General features: G+C 64.6%; 16 protein-coding genes. 14 read left to right on the forward strand and 2 right to left on the reverse strand.

Annotation, left to right across the window (positions count from 1 at the left end):
- The 8 genes from VL752_RS09980 to VL752_RS10015 form a co-directional block, all read left to right on the forward strand.
- The coding region (locus VL752_RS09980; protein ID WP_325354683.1) for a porin at nucleotides 1-1,189 on the forward strand (1,189 nt) is incomplete at its 5' end.
- A gap of 53 nt (nucleotides 1,190-1,242) precedes the next feature.
- Nucleotides 1,243-2,274, forward strand: a complete 1,032-nt coding sequence (locus VL752_RS09985; protein ID WP_325354685.1) for a sulfate ABC transporter substrate-binding protein — start codon at nucleotides 1,243-1,245, stop codon at nucleotides 2,272-2,274.
- A gap of 5 nt (nucleotides 2,275-2,279) precedes the next feature.
- Nucleotides 2,280-3,140, forward strand: a complete 861-nt coding sequence (gene cysT / locus VL752_RS09990) for a sulfate ABC transporter permease subunit CysT (protein WP_325354687.1) — start codon at nucleotides 2,280-2,282, stop codon at nucleotides 3,138-3,140.
- On the forward strand, nucleotides 3,133-3,987 hold the full coding sequence (cysW, locus tag VL752_RS09995) for a sulfate ABC transporter permease subunit CysW (protein WP_325354689.1): 855 nt from the start codon (nucleotides 3,133-3,135) through the stop codon (nucleotides 3,985-3,987). The genes cysT and cysW overlap by 8 nt, the downstream gene beginning before the upstream one ends.
- Entirely contained in the window at nucleotides 3,987-5,114 is a 1,128-nt protein-coding gene (locus tag VL752_RS10000; RefSeq protein WP_325354691.1) for a sulfate/molybdate ABC transporter ATP-binding protein, read from the forward strand. The genes cysW and VL752_RS10000 overlap by 1 nt, the downstream gene beginning before the upstream one ends.
- Before the next feature lie 196 nt (nucleotides 5,115-5,310).
- Entirely contained in the window at nucleotides 5,311-5,871 is a 561-nt protein-coding gene (locus VL752_RS10005) for a PAS domain-containing protein (RefSeq protein WP_325354693.1), read from the forward strand.
- On the forward strand, nucleotides 5,868-9,296 hold the full coding sequence (locus tag VL752_RS10010) for a CheR family methyltransferase (RefSeq protein WP_325354695.1): 3,429 nt from the start codon (nucleotides 5,868-5,870) through the stop codon (nucleotides 9,294-9,296). The genes VL752_RS10005 and VL752_RS10010 overlap by 4 nt, the downstream gene beginning before the upstream one ends.
- A complete protein-coding gene (locus tag VL752_RS10015) occupies nucleotides 9,289-9,660 on the forward strand; it encodes a response regulator (protein ID WP_325354697.1) in 372 nt (123 codons plus the stop codon). The genes VL752_RS10010 and VL752_RS10015 overlap by 8 nt, the downstream gene beginning before the upstream one ends.
- A gap of 539 nt (nucleotides 9,661-10,199) precedes the next feature.
- Here the strand turns inward: VL752_RS10015 and VL752_RS10020 are convergent.
- The gene (locus tag VL752_RS10020; RefSeq protein WP_325354699.1) at nucleotides 10,200-10,925 is read right to left on the reverse strand and encodes a FadR/GntR family transcriptional regulator; all 726 of its coding nucleotides are present in this window, start codon (nucleotides 10,923-10,925) and stop codon (nucleotides 10,200-10,202) included.
- Between the two features lie 159 nt (nucleotides 10,926-11,084).
- Between VL752_RS10020 and VL752_RS10025 the strand changes: the two genes are divergently transcribed.
- The 4 genes from VL752_RS10025 (at nucleotide 11,085) to VL752_RS10040 (ending at nucleotide 15,706) form a co-directional block, all read left to right on the forward strand.
- Nucleotides 11,085-12,380, forward strand: coding sequence for an extracellular solute-binding protein (locus VL752_RS10025; RefSeq protein ID WP_325354701.1), 1,296 nt, complete (start codon nucleotides 11,085-11,087; stop codon nucleotides 12,378-12,380).
- 121 nt (nucleotides 12,381-12,501) lie between these two features.
- The gene (locus VL752_RS10030) at nucleotides 12,502-13,350 is read left to right on the forward strand and encodes a carbohydrate ABC transporter permease (RefSeq protein WP_325354703.1); all 849 of its coding nucleotides are present in this window, start codon (nucleotides 12,502-12,504) and stop codon (nucleotides 13,348-13,350) included.
- Nucleotides 13,347-14,180, forward strand: a complete 834-nt coding sequence (locus VL752_RS10035; protein WP_325354705.1) for a carbohydrate ABC transporter permease — start codon at nucleotides 13,347-13,349, stop codon at nucleotides 14,178-14,180. Before VL752_RS10030 ends, VL752_RS10035 begins: the two co-directional genes overlap by 4 nt.
- A gap of 11 nt (nucleotides 14,181-14,191) precedes the next feature.
- A complete protein-coding gene (locus VL752_RS10040) occupies nucleotides 14,192-15,706 on the forward strand; it encodes an alpha-N-arabinofuranosidase (protein ID WP_325354707.1) in 1,515 nt (504 codons plus the stop codon).
- A gap of 33 nt (nucleotides 15,707-15,739) precedes the next feature.
- On the opposite strand, the gene yghU is transcribed toward VL752_RS10040, so the two are convergent.
- Nucleotides 15,740-16,582, reverse strand: coding sequence for a glutathione-dependent disulfide-bond oxidoreductase (gene yghU, locus VL752_RS10045; RefSeq protein WP_325354709.1), 843 nt, complete (start codon nucleotides 16,580-16,582; stop codon nucleotides 15,740-15,742).
- Between the two features lie 148 nt (nucleotides 16,583-16,730).
- Here yghU and VL752_RS10050 point away from each other — a divergent pair, with 148 nt between their 5' ends.
- Together VL752_RS10050 and VL752_RS10055 are read left to right on the forward strand one after the other, a co-directional pair.
- Nucleotides 16,731-17,075, forward strand: a complete 345-nt coding sequence (locus tag VL752_RS10050; protein WP_325354711.1) for a hypothetical protein — start codon at nucleotides 16,731-16,733, stop codon at nucleotides 17,073-17,075.
- Nucleotides 17,076-17,097: 22 nt separating this feature from the next.
- On the forward strand, nucleotides 17,098-18,705 hold the full coding sequence (locus VL752_RS10055) for a methyl-accepting chemotaxis protein (RefSeq protein ID WP_325354713.1): 1,608 nt from the start codon (nucleotides 17,098-17,100) through the stop codon (nucleotides 18,703-18,705).
- Nucleotides 18,706-19,004 lie beyond the last annotated feature (299 nt).

Raw genomic sequence — 19,004 nt, forward strand, 5'->3', positions numbered from 1 at the left:
GGGTGCCGCCCAGGCTCAGGTTTCGACCCCCGATTTCAAGAAAACCATCACGCCCGGCACGATCGTCGTTCGCCTCGGCGGTCGCGTGTCCGAGTGGGCAGGCGTGAGCGCCTTCACTGGCCAGAGCTATAACGGCACGAAATATGCTGGTGGCGGTCTGGCCGGCTATATGCGCCTCTATCCGGGCTTCGATGGCGTGGCCGCCAACGGCCTGCAATACGGTGCCCAGACCGAAATCCGCGCGAACACCGCCTCCAGCCCCGGCACGAACGCCAGCACCGAAACCCTCTATGTATTGCGTGAATTCGGCTATTTCGGCCTGCCTCAGCTCGGCCTGGTTCGCTTCGGCCAGCAGGAAGGCGCGATCTACCTTTTCGACACCGGTCGCTTCGAAAGCGGCGATGAAGGCTTTGATGACGGCGGCTGGAACGGCGACATCCAGAATTTCTTCGTCAACTCTCAGGCCCGCCCTGTCTATCCCTTCACCTGGGGCAACAACACGCGCACCACCGACAAGATCGACTACATCTCGCCGAGCTGGAGCGGGTTGAGCTTCGGTGTCAGCTTCGAGCCGAACCAGACTGCCGCCAACTACTCCCCAGCGACGACCTCCTCCTCGACCGCGACGGACCTGCGCCGCAACACTTTCGAACTCGGCGGCCGCTACCGGCAGAAATTCGGCGCCCTCGGCCTCAACATGTCGGCCGCCTACATGACTGCGGCGCCGGTGGGCTATACCGGCACTGAGAAGGCGGGCCTGCCCTACCAGAACATGCAGGTCGGCAGTTTCGGCATGACCTTGAGCTACGCCGGCTTCATGGTCGGCGGCAACACCAAGTTCGGCAACATGAACGGCCAGTTCGAGCCCAATTATCAGGGAGGCGCGGACGCCGTCGGCTGGCTCGCCGGAGGTCTCTACAGCACCGGACCACTGACGGTTGGCGCCAGCTACTTCGTCTATGACAGTCAAGGAGATTGGTCGTCGCCGACGACCGAAGGCACCCGCCGCGAATACGGCGCCGCTGCCGGCGCCACCTACGTCGTCGTCCCCGGCCTGAAGCTCTTCGCCTCCTACCTCTACGGCGGCCGCCATCAGACCGGGTACGACTTCCTGGCCGGCAAGGCAGGTTCGTCCAACAACGATACGATGGCGCAGGTCTTCGCGATCGGCACCTGGCTTTATTGGTAGCTGACGCCACGATGCTGCGGCCTTCCTGCGATATCTCCTGAACGAGGTTTCCCATGTCAGAGAATGAGTTTCCGATCGGGCGCCGCCGTCTTCTGCAATGGTCTGCCACCGCCGGGCTCGGCGGCCTGGCGCAGGCGGCGCCCTTCCGGGCGGATGCGGCACCTGGCCGCTCCCTGCTCAATGTGTCCTATGACCCGACGCGCGAGTTTTATGCCGAGTATGACGCGGCCTTCGCCAAACTGTGGAAGGCCAAGACCGGCGAGGATATCGCCGTCAAGGTCTCCAACGGCGGCTCCGGCTCGCAGGCCCGCGCTGTCATCAGCGGGCTGGAGGCCGATGTCGTGACACTCGCCCTCGGCTACGATATCGATGCTATCGCAAAGGCCGGCCTGATCGCGGCCGACTGGCAGAAGCGTCTGCCGCAGAACAGCACGCCCTATACCAGCACCATCGTTTTCCTCACGCGCGCGGGCAATCCGAAAGGCATCAAGGACTGGTCGGACCTTGTGCGTAAGGATGTTCAGATCGTCACCGCCAATCCGAAAAGCTCGGGCGGTGCGCGTTGGTCCTTCCTCGCGGCCTATGGTTGGGCGCTCAAGCAGAATGGCGGCAGCGCCGCCAAGGCGGATGCCTTCATCCGCGCCTTCTATGCCCAGGTGCCGGTGCTCGATGCCGGCGCTCGTGGTGCCACGCTGACCTTTACCAATCGCGGCGTTGGCGATGTGCTGGTCTCCTGGGAGGACGAGGCGCATATGGCGGTCTCCCGCGGCGGCAAGTATGAGATCGTGACACCCGCCCTCAGCATTCTGGCGGAGCCCCCGGTCGCGGTAGTGGACAGCAATGTCGATCGCCACAAGACCCGCGCGGCAGCCGAGGCCTATCTGCAAAATCTCTACACGCCGGACGCGCAGGATCTGGCGGCGCGCTATTTCTACCGGCCGCGCAACCCTGCGGTCGCCGCGAAATACGCGGCCCAATTCCCGAAGATCGATACCTTCGACATCGGCACCTTCGGCGGCTGGCAGGCGGCGCAGAAGCGCTTCTTCGCCAATGGCGGGGTCTTCGACCAGATCTATAACGGTTGACGGCCATGCTTGCGCCGACCGCCGATCTCGCCCTGCCGCGCGGCCGCCCGGCCCGCAACATCCTGCCGGGCTTCGGCCTCAGCCTCGGCATCCTGCTCTTCGGACTGGGTCTTGTCCTTCTGCTGCCGGCGGCCGCCATGCTGGGCGATGCGCTGACCCTGGGGCCCGCTGGCATCCGCCATCTTCTGGCCACGCCGCGCGTGCTCGGCGCCTTCAAGGTCAGCCTCGGCTGCGCGGCGGCGGCAGCAGTCACCTCCGCCGTGTTCGGCCTGCTCATCGCCTGGGTTCTGGTGCGCACGCAATTTCCCGGCCGCCGTCTGGCGGATGCCATGGTCGATCTGCCTTTCGCCTTGCCGACCTCGGTCGCCGGTATCGCGCTGTCAACGCTCTACGCGCCACATGGCTGGCTCGGCGCCCTGCTGGCGCCGCTCGGCCTGCGCGTCTCCTTCACCGTGCTCGGCGTCTATGTGGCGCTCACCTTCGTCGGCCTGCCCTTCGTCGTGCGCAGCCTGCAGCCCGTGCTGCAGGATCTCGAAGCCGAGCAGGAGGAGGCCGCCCATATGCTGGGGGCAGGCCGCTTCCAGACCTTCGCCCGTGTCATCTTCCCGGCCATTCTTCCGGCGCTGACGGCCGGTTTCGCCATGGCCTTCGCGCGGGGCTTGGGCGAATACGGCTCCGTCATCTTCATTTCCAGCAACCGGCCCGGCGTTTCGGAAATCGTGCCGCTGCTGATCGTGAATCAGCTCGAGGAATTCGATTTCGCGGGCGCGGCGGCCATCGGCACCGTCATGCTGCTGCTGTCCTTCATCTTCCTGCTCGCGATTCTGTTGCTGCAGCGCGTGGCGAGGGGGCGGCGCAATGGGTGAACGCGCACAGTTTCCGCGGCGGGGCGGCCGCGTCACCGATCGTCTGATGATCGTGGCGGCACTCGCCTTCATGATTCTGTTTCTGCTGCTGCCTCTGCTGACGGTTTTCGCCCAGGCCTTTGCGCAGGGATTGTCCGGCTATCTCACTGCCATCCTCGACCCCGCCACGCTCTCGGCGATCCGGCTTACCATCATCGTAGCGGCGGTGGCCCTGGTGGTGAACGTCGTCTTCGGCCTCGCCGCCGCCTGGTGTCTCGCGCGGTTTCGCTTTCCTGGCCGGCCGCTGATCCTGACGCTGCTCGATCTGCCCTTTTCGGTCTCGCCCGTGGTTGCCGGCCTCATGCTCGTGCTGCTCTACGGCCGCCAGGGCTGGTTCGGCCCCTGGCTGGAGGCGCATGACATCAAGATCATCTTCGCGCTTCCTGGCATGATCATGGCGACGATCTTCGTGACGCTGCCCTTCGTCGCCCGTGAGCTTATTCCACTGATGGAGGAGCAGGGCGCGGAGGAGGAGGAGGCGGCGCTGCTGCTTGGCGCATCGGGCTGGCAGATGTTCGCGCGCATTACGCTGCCCAAGCTGCGCTGGGGCCTGCTCTACGGCGTGCTGCTCAGCAATGCCCGCGCCATGGGCGAGTTTGGCGCCGTCTCCGTCGTCTCGGGCAATATCATGGGGCTGACGGATACGATGTCGCTCGACGTCAAGGCGCTGTATGACAGCTACAATATCGTGGGCTCCTTCGCGGTCGCCTCACTGCTGGCGCTCCTCGCCCTCGTCACCCTGGTCGCCAAAACCGTGCTCGAGCGACGCTTCCTCTTCTCATCCAGTGCAACAGGGGAAGCCGCCTGATGACCGGTCATGTCACGATTCGCAATCTGTCCCGCAGCTTCGGCACCTTCGCGGCATTGCGGGATGTCTCTCTGGAGATTCCGGCGGGCGAGCTCGTCGCGCTTCTCGGTCCCTCGGGTTCGGGCAAGACGACGCTGCTGCGAATCATCGCCGGGCTCGATCTGCCGGACGCCGGGCAGGTGCTGATCAATGGCGAGGATCGCATCGCGCGCCATCCGCGCGAACGCGGCGTCGGCTTCGTCTTTCAGCATTATGCGCTGTTCCGCCACATGACGGTGGGTGAGAATATCGCCTTCGGCCTGCGCGTGCGGCCGCGCGGAGAGCGCCCGACGCGCGCGGAAATCCGCAGCCGCGTCGCAACGCTGCTTGACCTGGTGCAGCTCGGCTGGCTGATCGACCGCTACCCGAGCGAACTGTCCGGTGGCCAGCGGCAGCGCGTGGCGCTGGCCCGGGCGCTGGCCATCGAACCGCGGCTGCTGCTGCTCGACGAGCCCTTCGGCGCGCTCGATACCAAGGTGCGTAAGGAGCTCGGCGCCTGGCTGCGCGATCTGCACCACGGCACTGCCATCACCAGCCTGCTGGTGACGCATGACCAGGAGGAGGCGCTGGAACTGGCGGACCGCATCGTCCTCATGGCGCAGGGTAAGGTCGAACAGGTCGGCACGCCGGCGGAGCTTTACACCCGGCCCGCGACGCCCTTCGTCCTGGAATTTCTGGGCGAGGCAAACCGGCTGCCCTGCCGGCTCGGGGAAGGCGGCGCGGCGATCCTCGCCGGCACCGGCGATGTGCTGGCCCATGGGCTGGAGCCCGATCATCCGCTCGCGCGTTCGGGGGCGGATGTCACGCTCTATGTCCGGCCGCATGATCTGCTTCTGGAGCCCGAGCATGAGGGCCCGGTCGTCATCACCCGGGTCCGGATGGCAGGCGCCTTTGCCAAGGTCGAGGCGCTGATGCAGGGCATCAGCCTTACCGCGCTGATGCCCTTCCACCGTCTCGGCGCATCCGGCCTGCGCGAAGGGGAGCATGCACGGCTCCGCGTCCTGCATGGTACCGCCTTCGCGGCCGAGGGGGTGGAACACCCGGCGGCCCTCCGTTTCGAGGCGCGCGGGGTGACCGTCCCGGCCTGAGCGAGGCCGAGGCTCAGGATCACCGGACACCCCCTTAAGATTCTTGCGAACACAGCGCGGACCTCAAGCGTTCGTCGGTGACGGTCCGATCTCAATTGCCTGGCGAATGCATGACGTTCTGAGGACGGACACAAGTTCGGCACCGAGCTTGAACCGGACCGGAGGCCTTCTTACCCTTCACGGAGGAAGTGCATGCGTGACCTCAGATCCAATCCCCACCCTGCTTCGCGATTACTTCGAGCGCTCGTCCATCGCGCTCGCCCTGGCTCATGCAGATGACGATCATCCCCTCGTGCTGGTCAACGCCGGGTTCCAACGCCTCACCGGCTACCCGTCCGAAGAGGTTATCGGGCGCAACTGCCGGATGATGCAGCGTGGCGCCGAAAACCGCGCGGCGCGGGACAAGATCCATCCCTTCCTGCGGCAGGACCAGGCCGCCAACCTGCGCACACCGATCGTGAATTTCCGCAAGAACGGCACCCCCTTCGTCAATCTCCTCTACATGTCCAAACTTCGGAGCCCTGACCGCCGGATACGCTTTATCTTCGCCTCCCAGTTCGACATCAGCCGCTCCCAGCCGGACCTGCTCGCCGATTATGATGCCGAACTCGGCAGCACCCTGACCCGCCTCAGCCCCGTCCTCGCGGAAAGCGGCATCATCATCGAGGGCTCGTTGCTCACCATCGCCAATACGGCAGCCCTCATCGCCCAGGCGAAACTCACCCTTGCCGAAGCATCACAGGGTCAGGGGGAATGACGGCGGCCAACCTCGTCGCCCCCCATCAGGAGCGGCTCCCTATCGTCGGCATCGGCGCCTCCGCCGGTGGGTTGGAGGCGCTGCGCGACATGCTGGGTGCCGCCCGCCTGCCGACCGGCATGGCCTTTGTCGTGGTCCAGCATCTCGACCCCAATCACGAGAGCATGCTGGCCCAGCTGCTCGACCGGCAGACCGCCCTCGACGTGCTGCAATGTGAGGGCGGAGAGACGCTGCAGGCGGATCGCGTCTACATCATCCCGCCCGGGCGCGGCCTCGCTATCCGCGGGGGCCGGCTGGAACTCACGGATTTCGCGCAGCCCCGTGGCCTGCGCCGGCCGATCGACGATTTCTTCCTCTCCCTCGCGTCGGATCAGCAGGCCCATGGCGCCTGCGTCATCCTCTCGGGCACCGGGGCGGACGGCACCACCGGGTTGCGCGCGGTCAAGGAGAGTGGCGGTGTCTGCATCGTTCAGCAGCCGGACACCGCACGGTACGACGGCATGCCGCTATCGGCGGTCGGTACCGGCCTGGTCGATTTCATCCGGCCCTCGGCAGAAATCATCCCCTGCCTCGCGACGTTCTTCGCCAGGCGGGGGGCGGATGACCCTTTGCAGGCGGCCGATCTCGTCTCCGACTATGTCGATGATCTCTGCCAGGTCCTGCGCGCGACCGTCGGACATGATTTCAACGGTTACAAGCGCTCCACACTCGTTCGCCGGATCGAGCGGCGCATGCATGTGCTCGGCATCGCCACGGGGCATGCCTATCTCCAGCGCATCCGCCACGATGCGGAAGAATGCGGGGCGCTGTTCCGAGACCTGCTCATCAATGTTACCCGCTTCTTCAGGGACCCCGAGCTTTTCGAGACGCTGCGCAGCCGGGTGATCGAGCCGCTGATGCGGGAGCGCGATCCGCACGAGGATCTGCGCATCTGGGTGCCCGGCTGCTCGAGCGGCGAGGAAGCCTACAGCATCGCCATGCTCTTCGCCGATGCGGCACGTGTGCTCAACCAGCCGCTGGCGGTGCAGATCTTTGCGACCGATATCGACGAACAGATGCTGCAGATCGCACGGCAGGGGACCTATCCCGCCGCCGCACTCGCCGATATCCCGGCCAGCTTGCGCGACCGCTATGCCGTGCCGCATGGCGAGCGCTTCAGCATCGTCACTCCGGTGCGGGATCTCATCCGCTTCTCCAGCCACAGCCTGGTGAAGGACCCGCCGTTTTCACGCATCGATCTGATCTCCTGCCGCAATCTGCTGATCTATTTCGACGACCGGTTGCAGCAATCCATCATGCCGCTGTTGCACTACGCCGTGCGGCCTGGCGGTTTCCTGTTCCTGGGTCCTTCCGAAAGCGTCGGCCGCTTCGAGCATCTCTTTCCGGTGACAGACCAGCGTGCGCGGCTGTTCACCCGTTCGCCCGGCGCGCCGACCTATCCCATCGATCTTCCCGGCAGCCAGCGCGATCGTCCGCTCCCGCGGGAGCAGGAGGGGCGCGGCATGCAGGCCGCCCTCACCGATGAGAGCGTGGCGATCCGCCGCGTCATCGACCGCTATGCCCCGGCCTCGATGGTGTTGGATCAGGATGGCGGTATCCTTGCCGCCTATGGTCGGCTTGGCCGCTACTTCGATTTCCCCGTCACGCGCGCCGGCGGATCCAGCGCCATTACCCTGGCGCGACCCGGCTTGCGCCGCGTGCTTGGGCCGCTGCTCCGCCGCGGGCGCGATGAGCGCCGCCGTCTGGTCGCCCGTGAGGTTGAGGTCGAAACCGATTTCGGCATCCAGCCCGTCGAGGTCGTCTGCGATCCGCTGGGCGACGGCACCTTCTTGCTGATCTTCCGCGATGCGGGCGACTTTCGTCCCGCCAAGGACAGCGATCTCGGCGATCTGCCCCCGGACGAAGACCATATCGAGGCCTTGGAGGATGAGTTGCGGCTGACCCGCCACCGGCTGCGCAGCGCGGTCGAGGAGCTGGAGACCGCGAATGAGGAGCTGAAGAGTTCCAACGAAGAAATGATGTCGATGAACGAGGAGCTGCAATCGACCAACGAGGAGTTGGCGACAGTCAATGACGAGCTGAAAAGCAAGGTCGACCAGCTCACCACAGCCAATTCCGACTTGCGTAACTTCTTCGAATCGACCGAGCTTGCGGTGGTCGTGGTTGACCGTGCCCTGCGCATCCGCAGCTATACCGAAGCCGCCACCGGCATCTTCCCTCTGCAGCCGTCGGACCGTGGCCGGCCCCTGGCCGATGTCGCGAGCCGGCTGCAGGAAACCTCCTATCTCGAGGACGCGCAGCGCGTGGTGCAGGGCGCGCCGCCCGTGCAGCGTCGCGTTGTCAGCCGGGACGGTACGCGGACCTTCTCCCTCCGCATCCTGGCCTATCGTAGCCAGAACGGCACTGCCGACGGGGCGAGCCTGGTTTTGACCGAGATCACGGACGCGCTTTCCCTCGAGCGGGATCTCGCCTCGGAGCGCGAGCGGCTCGATATTGCCATCAAGGCAGGGGGCATCGGCGTCTGGGAATTTTGGCCGGACACCGGCGCGATCATCATGGACGCCGTTGAGCGCAAGCTCTTTGACCTGCCGCCGGAGGGGGAGCTGGCGGTCGAACAGATGCTGGCGCGAATCGTGGACGAGGACCGTCCGGCGGTCGCGTCGGCGCTTGAGCGGGCAGCGCGCGAGGGCAGCGATTTCGAGGCAAGCTTCCGCCTGACCACGACGCGGGGCGATCTGCGCTGGATCAAGGGCTTTGGCCGCCTCGTCGATGGCCGCCAGCCAGTTCGCATGGTGGGTGTATGGATCGACGTGACCGCCGAATATGCCGTCGCCGAAACCCGCGAACTGATGCTGCGCGAGATGAACCACCGCGTGAAGAACCTCTTCGCGATCATCGGCGGCATGGTTTCGGCGGCCTCCCGCTCGCATGACGACGTGGCCACCTTCGCGTCCGATATCAGGGAGCGCATCGTGGCGCTGGGACAGGCCCATTCGCTCGCGTCCGCCAGCGGCGAGCAGAGCATGATCGCGCTCTCCGACCTCATCGACACGACGCTCGCACCCTATCGCGACCATGCCCGGGTCACCATCGAGGGCCCGCCCGTCCTGATCGATCGCGCGTCGCTCTCGCCGCTGGCGCTGATGTTACATGAGTGGGCGACGAATTCCGTGAAATATGGCGCGCTGGGTGATGCCGAAGGCGGGTCGCTTGCTATGCGCTGGTGGTTGGAGGGCGAGGAACTGGTGCTCGATTGGCAGGAGGAGGGGAGGCGCGCGTTCGAGGAGACGCCCAAAACCGGCTTCGGCACGCTGCTGGTCAAAACCTCCTCGCGCCAACTCGGCGCCCGGGTGCGCGGCACCGCGGAGGGCAACCGCTATATGATCGAATTGGTTCTGCCGAAGGAGGTCCTCGCCGATGTCTGAGATTGTCCTGCTCGTCGAAGACGAACTCTTTGTCGCACTCGATATACAGGCAACGGTCGAGGATGCCGGTTTCGTGGTGGACGGTCCCTATGCGACGCTGAAAGAGACGCTGGAGGCGATCGCGGGAAACGCGTGCCAGCGCCCTGCCTGCGCCATTCTCGATGTGCGGCTGAGGGATGGCGAGGTCTATCCGGCTGCCGACCTTCTGCGCGACGCCGGCATGCCGATCATCTTCCATTCCGGCCATGCCGACCAGGTGATGCTGGAAGGCCGCTACCCGGGTGCTGCCTTCTGCGGCAAGCCCTGTTCGCCGGCGGCGCTGCGGGCCAAGCTCGTCACCCTGCTGGCCGAAGGGCGGCCATAGCCGCCGCCGCGCTGTTTGGTGCATGCCTGCCATAAGGGCAGGCACATCCCGCAAGCCACCGATGCAGTCTGCGACGAGCTGGAGCGAGTCCTGCCAGAGTGAATGGCCGGGCGATCATCCGGGAAAATCAAAAGTTTCAGATTTAACACATACCTTTTTGTTTCAGGGAAAAATGCTGTTCGGCCATGCGTCCGCCGCGTCCCGCGGGGTGCGTGCCTGAGGCGAGCTTTGTCGCGATGCCAGCACACGTCGCCGGGAATAAATCCTCTCTGCCGCTGTCCATGGGGACAGGCCGATCAGCTCACCGGAGCTGGCGGTCTCTCCGGAAAATCGGAGAGCATGCGTCAGGAGATTATAAATGCGTCGCTACATGTATCTTGTTCTTGCACTCAGCACGATTGCGCTGTCCGCCTGCGCGGGGTCGAAGCCAGTTCCGTTGAGTCTCTTGATGGCCCAGCCGGGCGATAACGCGGCTGGCAGCAACAGTTAACCGAGGTCCCGGGCGGCTCTCTTTGCAGAGTCGCCCGGGTCGGGTCTGCTCAATTCCGGTCCGGCACCGGTAGCAGGCGACGCCGCCAAGCCAAGAGCAATTGCTCCATCTCTCGTGCTGCCACCTCCGGCTCCCGTTTCGTCACCGCGTCGGCCACGCGCTCGTGCAGCGCCACGTCCTCGGCTGGATCTGCAGGCTCGCCCTTCTCCCGATCGAAGGACAGTCGCAGCGCGGACTTCACGGCACTGCCGATGGTGATGAACAGCCCGTTGCGGGAGGCGTTGATCACGGCAAGATGAAAGGAGAGCGCGGCCTCGGCGGCGATGCGCGCGGGCAAGCCCTTGGCATGAGCCTCGGCGATGTCGCGGCAATGGCGGCGGATGGCGGCATGATCCTCCTGCGTCCCATCGCGCGCCGCGAGGAAGGCGGCACGCGGCTCGAAGCAGAGCCGCATCTCGAAGATATCCTCCAGGATTTTGCCGTCGAACTTGGCCGCGAGACGCCAGGCGAGCACATCGCGGTCGAGCAGGTTCCAGTCACCGAAGGGGAGGACGCGCGTACCAACGCGGGGTGACACCTCGACAAGACGTTTTGAGGCGAGGGCCTTGACCGCCTCCCGCACCACGGTGCGGCTCACGCCATAGACCTCGCAAAGCTCACTCTCGATGGGCAGCGCCGTTCCGGGCAGGAACTCTCCAGCAACGATCCGCATGCCGAGGCTGCGCTCGATTTGCGAGCTCATCGTGCCGACCACCGTCAGATCGCGTTCGAGCATGCGCGCCGTGCCTCTCTCCCTGGGGCCTCAGACCCTCTTGGCTGTGAAAGGGGTCGACAGGGTTTCAGACCATATGATAATACCATTGGTCAAGAAGGGAAACCTCGCCAGCCAATGGGCAGGGATTTCCCCAAAATAGAAAAGATGGGGAGGGCACCGATGAAACGTGCTGGCCTGTGTCTGGCGGCCGTTTTTGCCGCATTATTCGGCATCACCGCGGCAGCCTCGGCCGCGGAAAAAACCCATGTCGTGTGGTGGGATTTCCTCAGCGGCGGTGACGGCGTGCGCATGAAGGCGCTGATCGCCCAGTTCAACGCCGAGCATCCGAATATTGAAATCGACGGCACCACCCTGCAGTGGGGCACGCCCTTCTATACCAAGGTGCAGACCTCGGCCGCCGTCGGGCAGGGGCCGGATATCATGACCTATCATCTCTCGCGCCTGCCGCTCGGCGTCTCCACCGGCACGCTCAGGCCCTACACGGATGCGGAACTCGCTTCCGTCGGCCTCTCGGCCAAGGATTTCTTCCCCTCCGACTGGAGTGCGGCGCATGTGGACGGCAAGCTCTACGCCATCCCGCTCGATATTCACTCCATCATCCTCTATTACAACAAGGACCTGCTGGCGAAGGAGGGGCTTCTGGGCCCCGACGGGTTGCCCAAAGGTCTCGATGGAATCGCGAATTTCGATGCGGCGCTCAAGAAGCTGACAGGCAAGAACGGCGCGGAATACGGTGTGTCTTTCGCAAGCTCCGACGATGACGGTGCGACCGATTGGCGAATCTTCTACACCCTCCTGAACCAGATGGGCGGCACCTTTCTCCAGGACGATCGTGTTCTGCCGGGTGATAGCGAAGCGAAAGCCGTGAAGGCGACGGAGACGATCGCCGATTGGGTAAAGCAAGGTTGGGCGCCGAAGCTCACCGACTATCCGGCCTCCATCGCGCTCTTTACCTCCGGCAAGGCCGCAATGCACATCAACGGTGTCTGGGAAGTGCCGACGATGATCGATCTCGCCAAGTCCGGAAAGCTCGGCTTTCACTGGGGAGCGGTGCAGATCCCCGTGCTTTTCGACCATGCGGCGACCTGGGCGGATTCTCATTCCTTTGCCATTCCCAACCGGCGCGGCAATCCCGTACCGCCTGAGAAGATCAAGGCGGATCTGACCGTTATCGCCTGGATCGAGCATCACGCCATCCTCTGGGCGGGAGCCGGGCATATTCCTGCCTACCGGCCGGTGACGGACAGCCCTGCCTTTCAGAAGATGCAGCCCAACGCGACCTATGCGTCGCTCGCGAAAACGGCGGTCTTCGATCCCCGCTCCAAGATTGCTGGTGTCGCGTCACCCATCTATGACGCCTGCAACAACTTCATCCAGCCGGCCATCAACGGACAGATCGCCGCCTCGGCCGCGATTGCGCAGCTGAAGGACGAACTCGAAGGGGACCTGCAATAGCATGGCCGGCGCGCAGTCGGCCCCCGTCGTGAGACAGGCCCGGGCCTCGGCAGACCGCGCGCCGGTACGCAGTGCATCAGCCGCGGATGTTCCGGCGCGCCGCAGGGCTGGGCAGGGCAGGGTGGCGCTGGTTTTTGTCGCACCCTTCCTCCTCGCCTATCTGGTGCTCTTCATCTATCCGAGCCTGCGCATGCTGCAGCTGAGCTTCACCAATGCGCCGCTGATCGGGGCTGGGCACTTCACGGGCGCGCACAACTACCTGCGGCTTCTGCGCGATCACATGTTTCAGGGGGCCGTGGTCCATACCGGCTATTTCGTTCTGCTGACGGTCATCCCCACAACTGTGCTGGGGCTTGCCATTGCGCTGATGGTCGCGCGGCTGCGCGGCTGGCTGCAAAGCATCATCCTCGCCTGCTTCTTCCTGCCCTATATCCTGCCGGTGACGGTGGTGACGCAGATCTGGCAATGGATGTTCGACCTGCAATTCGGCATCGCGCAGCGGCTGCTGCGGCTGATCGATCCGCATGGCATCGCCGTCTTCCATAATCCGGTCTGGGCCATGCCCATGCTTGCCCTCGTCACCATCTGGTGGACCAACGGCTTCAATGTGCTGCTGTTCATCGCGGGGCTGCGCAATATTCCGACCGATTTCTACGATGCCTCGGCGCTGGATGGTGCCGGGCGCATCGCCCAGTTCCGCCACATTACCTGGCCGCTCATCTGGCCGGTGACGGCACTGGTACTCACCATCCAGCTCATCCTGCAGCTGAAGATCTTCGATCAGGTCTATCTGCTGACGCAGGGCGGGCCTTTCAACTCAACCTATGTCCTGGTGCAGTATATCTACCATCAGGCCTTTGTGCTCAACCATGGCGGCTACGGCGCCGCGGTTGCCGTGTTTCTCTTCGTGCTCATCGTCGCCTTCTCGGTGTTGCAGTATCAGCTGCTGCGTCTCAGGGGGGAGAGATGAGCCGCCTGCGCGCCCGGCCGGGCGCCCTTCTGCTCTCTCTGCTGGCCATTCTCTGCGCCGTCATCTGGGCCTTTCCGCTCTATTGGGCGATCGTCACCTCGCTGAAACCAGAATACGATGTGGTGAGACCCGGTCTGCACCTTCTCCCGAGTGTCTGGACGCTCGCCGGCTATTTCTATGTCTTCGCGCATACGCCGATCGGGCATTGGTACCTCAATTCCCTCGCGACATCGGTTCTGGTCACGGCGCTTGTCATCGGCATGAGTGCCTGTTGCGGCTATGCCATCTCGCAATTGCGCTTCCATGGCCGCCGGCTGCTGTTTGCCATGATCCTGGCGAGCTTCATGGTGCCGATACAGGCATTGATGATCACGCATTTCATTCTGATGAATGATTTCGGGATGGTCGATCGCTGGGGCGGCGTTGTTCTGCCACAGCTTATCGTTCCCGTTGCCGTCATCGTCTACAAACAATTCTTCGATTCGATCCCGCGGGAATTCCGGGAAGCGGCCCTCGTAGATGGCGCCGGTGAATTTCGCCTCTTTGCCCGTGTCTATCTGCCGATGAACTGGGGAATCACCACCGCCCTTGCCATCATCACCTTCATCGCCGCCTGGAACAACTTCCTTTGGCCTTTTCTCGTGACCAGCACCGACCGCTCGATGACGGTCACCGTCGGCATTGTCCAGGTGCACGACGCCTTCGGGGTGCAATACGCCCGCAACATGGCCGCGGCCGTCTTGGCGGCCCTGCCTGTTGCCGTCGCCTATTTGATCTTCCAACGCCGCGTGACCGAGGCCGTGATGCTTTCGGCCGGCATTAAGGGATAAGAAGAAAGACCATGCCGCACGCCAGTCTCGTTGTCGATCGTGATTTCGTCGTCGCCGATCTCGACCGCCGCATCTTCGGCGCCTTCGTCGAACACATGGGCCGCTGCGTCTATACCGGCATCTTCGAGCCCGGCCATCCACAGGCCGATGCACAAGGCTTCCGGCAGGATGTGCTGGATCTGACCCGCGAACTCGGCCCGACCATCATACGCTACCCGGGCGGCAATTTTCTGTCCGGCTATGACTGGCGGGATGGCGTGGGGCCGGTGGAGGAGCGTGCCGTCCGGCGCGACCTCGCCTGGTTCTCGACCGAGACCAACCGCTTCGGCACAAACGAATTCATGGACTGGTGCCACAAGGCGGAGATTGAGCCGATGTTCGGTGTCAATCTCGGCACCAAAGGTCCAGACGAAGCGCGGCAGTTCCTGGAATACTGCAACCATGCGGGAGGCTCCGCGCTTTCCGATCTCAGGCGGGCGCACGGCTGGGAGAAACCGCATGACGTGAAATTCTGGTGCCTTGGCAACGAAATGGACGGGCCCTGGCAGATCTGCCACAAGACCGCGGCCGAATACGGGCGCATAGCCCTTGAAACCGCCAAGGTCATGCGCTGGGTCGATCCCACCGTGCAGCTTGCCGCCTGCGGTTCCTCCCATCGCAACATGCCGAGCTTCGGCGCCTGGGAATACGAGGTGCTGGACCATTGCTTCGATGAGGTCGATTTCATCTCGCTCCACACCTATTTCCGCAACGATGACGACGACATGCGGGAGTATTTTGGCGTCATCGAACTCATGGATACCTTCATTCGCGAAGTGACGGCGATTGCCGACGCCATTGCCGCCAAGCGTCGCTCCCGGAAGCGTATCATGCTTTCCTTTGACGAATGGAACGTCTGGTACCGCACCCATCAGATCGAGCATATGCGGCGCCCGGGCTGGCCGGAGGCGCCGCGGCTGATCGAGGAGGTCTACAATGTCGAGGATGCGCTGATCGTCGGTGGTGCGCTCATCACGCTCATGAACAATGCAGATCGCGTGAAGGCCGCCTGTCTCGCCCAGCTTGTCAACGTCATCGGGCCGATCATGACGGAGCCGGGCGGCCCTGCCTGGCGGCAGACGATCTTCCATCCCTTTGCGCTCGCCGCCCGCCACGGCCATGGCCGCGTCATGCGGACGCGGGTCGAGAGTCCGGCCTATGCCGCGAAATCCTTTCCCGAAATCCCCTATCTTCTCTCATGCGTGGTCGACAATCCGGTAGACGGCACGACGACGATTTTCGCGATGAATCGCCATCTCAGCGAGACGCTTGATCTCACCGCTGAGCTGCGCGGCCTCGGCACCGAGCGGCGCTTGGTTTCGGCGCAGGAAGTGCATGATCTGCAGCTCAAGACCATGAACACGCGCGAACGGCCCAATGCGGTCGTGCCACGCGATCTTGGCGATGTGCGGGTGGAGGGCGAGCGCATATCCGCCCGCCTCAAGCCCGGCTCCTGGAATGTCATCGTCACCCAGGTGCCGCGCTGAGGCAAAGGGGCGCCTCGGCGCCCCTTTGCATGATCAGTCGAGGTCGGCGGCGCTATGCCGCTCGGCCAGCTGCTCTTCCTCGGGTCCCATCACCCGATTGACGCGCCGGCCGCGCTTCACGGCCGGCCGCACGGCAATCTCCTGCGCCCAGCGGACCACGTTCTTGTAGTCCTGCACGGAGAGGAATTCGGCCGCGCCGTACTGGTTGCCGAGCACGAGCCCGCCGTACCAGGGCCAAATCGCGATATCGGCGATGGTGTAGTCCTCACCTGCGACATAACGATGCTCGCCCAACTGCCGGTCGAGCACGTCAAGCTGGCGCTTCACCTCCATCGCGAAACGATTGATCGGGTATTCCCACTTCTCCGGCGCGTAGGCGTAGAAATGGCCAAAGCCGCCGCCGAGATAGGGGGCCGAGCCCATCTGCCAGAACAGCCAGTTCAACGCTTCGGTGCGGCCAGCGGTGTTCTTCGGCAGGAGGGCGCCGAACTTGTCCGCGAGATAGAGCAGGATCGAGCCCGATTCGAAGACGCGGATCGGCGTCTCGCCACTGCGGTCGAGCAGTGCCGGGATCTTGGAATTCGGATTGACCTTCACGAAGCCGGAGGAGAACTGGTCGCCGTCGCCGATGCGGATCAGCCAGGCGTCGTATTCGGCGCCCTGGTGGCCGAGTGCCAGCAGCTCCTCCAGCATGATCGTCGCTTTCTGGCCGTTCGGTGTGGCGAGCGAATAAAGCTGCAACGGATGCTGGCCGACCGGCAGATCCTTCTCATGCGTCGGCCCCGCCACGGGGCGGTTGATATTGGCGAAGGCGCCGCCCGAAGGGGCGGGGGTCCAGACTTTTGGCGGCACGTAGCCGGTGGTCGTCTCTGTCATCTGCATATCCCTGATCTGGCATGGGTCGCCCGGGCGACCGTCTGCCGAGCTTAGGCGGTTCGGGGCCCCGGATAAATCCCGGACCAACGCGGTCTTCTTTATGGGCGTCATACGCGGGGCATTAACCTTTTTGTGATTCTGATGGGGCATGAACCGAATTAGGCAGTTCTCCCCTGGCGGTCTTGTCGTCTGGCTCTATCCGTTGACGCTCGCGCTCGGCTCGCTTCTCGCCGCCTTCGTGATCGCGAGCCGGCCGGCCGATCAGGGAGCGGTAGCGGCGATCTTTCCGCCCTGGTGGAGCGGGCTGCAGTCCATCTCGGCCGCAGGGCAGGCGGGGCCCGTCATCCGTTTCGGCGGTCTGCCCAACATCGTGATCGTGATGACGGAACGGGGCGGGGCAGAGGTGCTGCGCCGGGCCGGGGCCTGGGCGGTCCTCGACCCATTGGCCCTGGGAGGCTGCGGCGGGGCCGTCGCACAGCCAGTCGCACCGTAGACAGTAGAAAGGAGGGACGCCTGTGTCGGACCAACTGCAAACCCTGCGCACCACCACAAGCCGGTGGGTCGCCATCGGTCTCTGGCTGCACCTGCCGGTCGTGGCCGCGGTCGCGATCGTCTGCGGCCATGACTGGGTCACCCCGGTGGTGGCGGCGGCACTGCTGAGCCTCGCTGCCAGCCTGCCGGTCTGGCGCAATGCGGGCAGCAAGACGGCCCGCCTCACCCTCGCGGTCGCCTATGTCGGCATGATTTCCATCATCGTCGCGACCACAAGCGGCAGCCCGCTGCAGATCGACATCCATATGTATTATTTCGCGGCACTTGCGATCCTCACCGGCTTTTGCGACCGCGATGTCATTCTCGCCGCCGCCGGCGCCACCGCCGTCCATCATCTGGCGCTCAACTTCCTGGCACCCGCCCTCATCTTTCCGGGCGGGGAGAATTTTCCCCGCGTCCTGCTTCATGCCGGGATCGTGGTGCTGGAGGCGGGGGCGCTGGTCTGGATCACGCAGCAGATCACCGGCCTCGTCGCGGCCGTCGGCCGTAGCCTGCAGGCGGCGGAAACCGCCATGGCCGAGCGGCAGAAGGCCGAGGCGGCGGTGGCGGCTGAGCGCCTGCGGGCCGATGCCGAACGCGAAGCCTCCGAAGCGGCGCGCGCCCGCGCGGTGGCGGATCAGGCGGCGGTCGTCACAACTCTTGCCAGCGGCCTCTCGGCGCTGGCGGCGGGCGATCTCAGCCGCACCGTCACGGCGGCTTTTCCGGCCGAATATGAGGGGCTGCGGCGGGACTTCAACGAAACGGTGGGCGCGCTGCGGCAGATCCTCGGCGGCATCCGCAAACACACGGAATCGCTTAACGGGACGAGCGGCGACATCTCAAACGCGACCGATCGGATCGCCGAGCGCAGCGAGCGTCAGGCGAATACGCTGAACGAGGCAACGGAGACGCTGGGCCAGGTGACGGAAGCGGTGCAGAGCACGGCGACCAGCGCCGAAAGCGCCCGCAGCATCGTGGGCGCCGCACGTGGTGATACCGAACGCTCCGGCCAGGTGGTGCGGGAGGCGGTGGAGGCCATGAATGGCATCGATGCCTCCTCCAACCAGATCACCCGAATCATCAGCGTGATCGACGAAATCGCCTTCCAGACCAATCTCCTCGCCCTCAATGCCGGCGTCGAGGCGGCGCGGGCGGGCGAGGCGGGGCGCGGCTTCGCGGTGGTCGCGACCGAGGTGCGCGCGCTTGCCCAGCGTTCCGCCGATGCGGCGCGCGAGATCAAGACCCTGATCGCGGGTGCCAGCACCCATGTGCAACTTGGCGTGGATCGCGTCGCCCGAACGGGGGAGGTGCTCGTGCGCCTCGCGGCCCAGGTGGGAGAGATCGACCAGGCGGTGCAGGAAATCACCGCTGCCGCCGGCCGTCAGGCTGGCATGTTGCGAAATGTCAACGAATCCATGCAGGAGCTCGGCCGCGGCACGCAGCAGACGGCGGTGATGGTTGAGGAGACCAATGCCGCGACCAAGGAACTGGCGGCCGAAGTCACGTCCCTCGCCGGCATGGCGGCCCGCTTCCGGCTGACGGCCGCGGAGCCCGAAGGCGGCGGAGGGCGCCATGGTCGCATGGCGGCCTGAGCGCGGCATTCTACGGCGCCGGCCTCTCATTGTGCCGGAAGATGCGCCATTTTCCGTCAGATTTTGTGCATCATGCCTAATCAAAAGGCGGATCCCTGGAATTGTCAGGGAAATTTGCGTGAAGGCGCTTAAAAACTAGACAAAATCGCGATCCCTGTTGCAGGTTGCCACTGTCTCGGGCCCAGGGCTCTGGCGGCGAATGAGGCGGTGTAGCTCATGAACGGGCGGAAGCGCCTTTTCGGCGGCTCGGCCGGAGAGCGTGAAAACCGTTTCGATCCGCCTGCCAATCGCCTGCGGCC

The sequence above is a fragment of the Acidisoma sp. genome, assembly GCF_035492295.1.
Taxonomy (GTDB): domain Bacteria; phylum Pseudomonadota; class Alphaproteobacteria; order Acetobacterales; family Acetobacteraceae; genus Acidisoma.

Coding starts and splice junctions, on each gene's coding strand:
- VL752_RS09985 (WP_325354685.1), top strand. CDS start 1,243: ATGTCAGAGAATGAGTTTCCGATCGGGCGCCGCCGTCTTCTGCAATGG.
- cysT (WP_325354687.1), top strand. CDS start 2,280: ATGCTTGCGCCGACCGCCGATCTCGCCCTGCCGCGCGGCCGCCCGGCC.
- cysW (WP_325354689.1), top strand. CDS start 3,133: ATGGGTGAACGCGCACAGTTTCCGCGGCGGGGCGGCCGCGTCACCGAT.
- VL752_RS10000 (WP_325354691.1), top strand. CDS start 3,987: ATGACCGGTCATGTCACGATTCGCAATCTGTCCCGCAGCTTCGGCACC.
- VL752_RS10010 (WP_325354695.1), top strand. CDS start 5,868: ATGACGGCGGCCAACCTCGTCGCCCCCCATCAGGAGCGGCTCCCTATC.
- VL752_RS10015 (WP_325354697.1), top strand. CDS start 9,289: ATGTCTGAGATTGTCCTGCTCGTCGAAGACGAACTCTTTGTCGCACTC.
- VL752_RS10020 (WP_325354699.1), bottom strand. CDS start 10,925: ATGCTCGAACGCGATCTGACGGTGGTCGGCACGATGAGCTCGCAAATC.
- VL752_RS10025 (WP_325354701.1), top strand. CDS start 11,085: ATGAAACGTGCTGGCCTGTGTCTGGCGGCCGTTTTTGCCGCATTATTC.
- VL752_RS10035 (WP_325354705.1), top strand. CDS start 13,347: ATGAGCCGCCTGCGCGCCCGGCCGGGCGCCCTTCTGCTCTCTCTGCTG.
- VL752_RS10040 (WP_325354707.1), top strand. CDS start 14,192: ATGCCGCACGCCAGTCTCGTTGTCGATCGTGATTTCGTCGTCGCCGAT.
- yghU (WP_325354709.1), bottom strand. CDS start 16,582: ATGACAGAGACGACCACCGGCTACGTGCCGCCAAAAGTCTGGACCCCC.
- VL752_RS10050 (WP_325354711.1), top strand. CDS start 16,731: ATGAACCGAATTAGGCAGTTCTCCCCTGGCGGTCTTGTCGTCTGGCTC.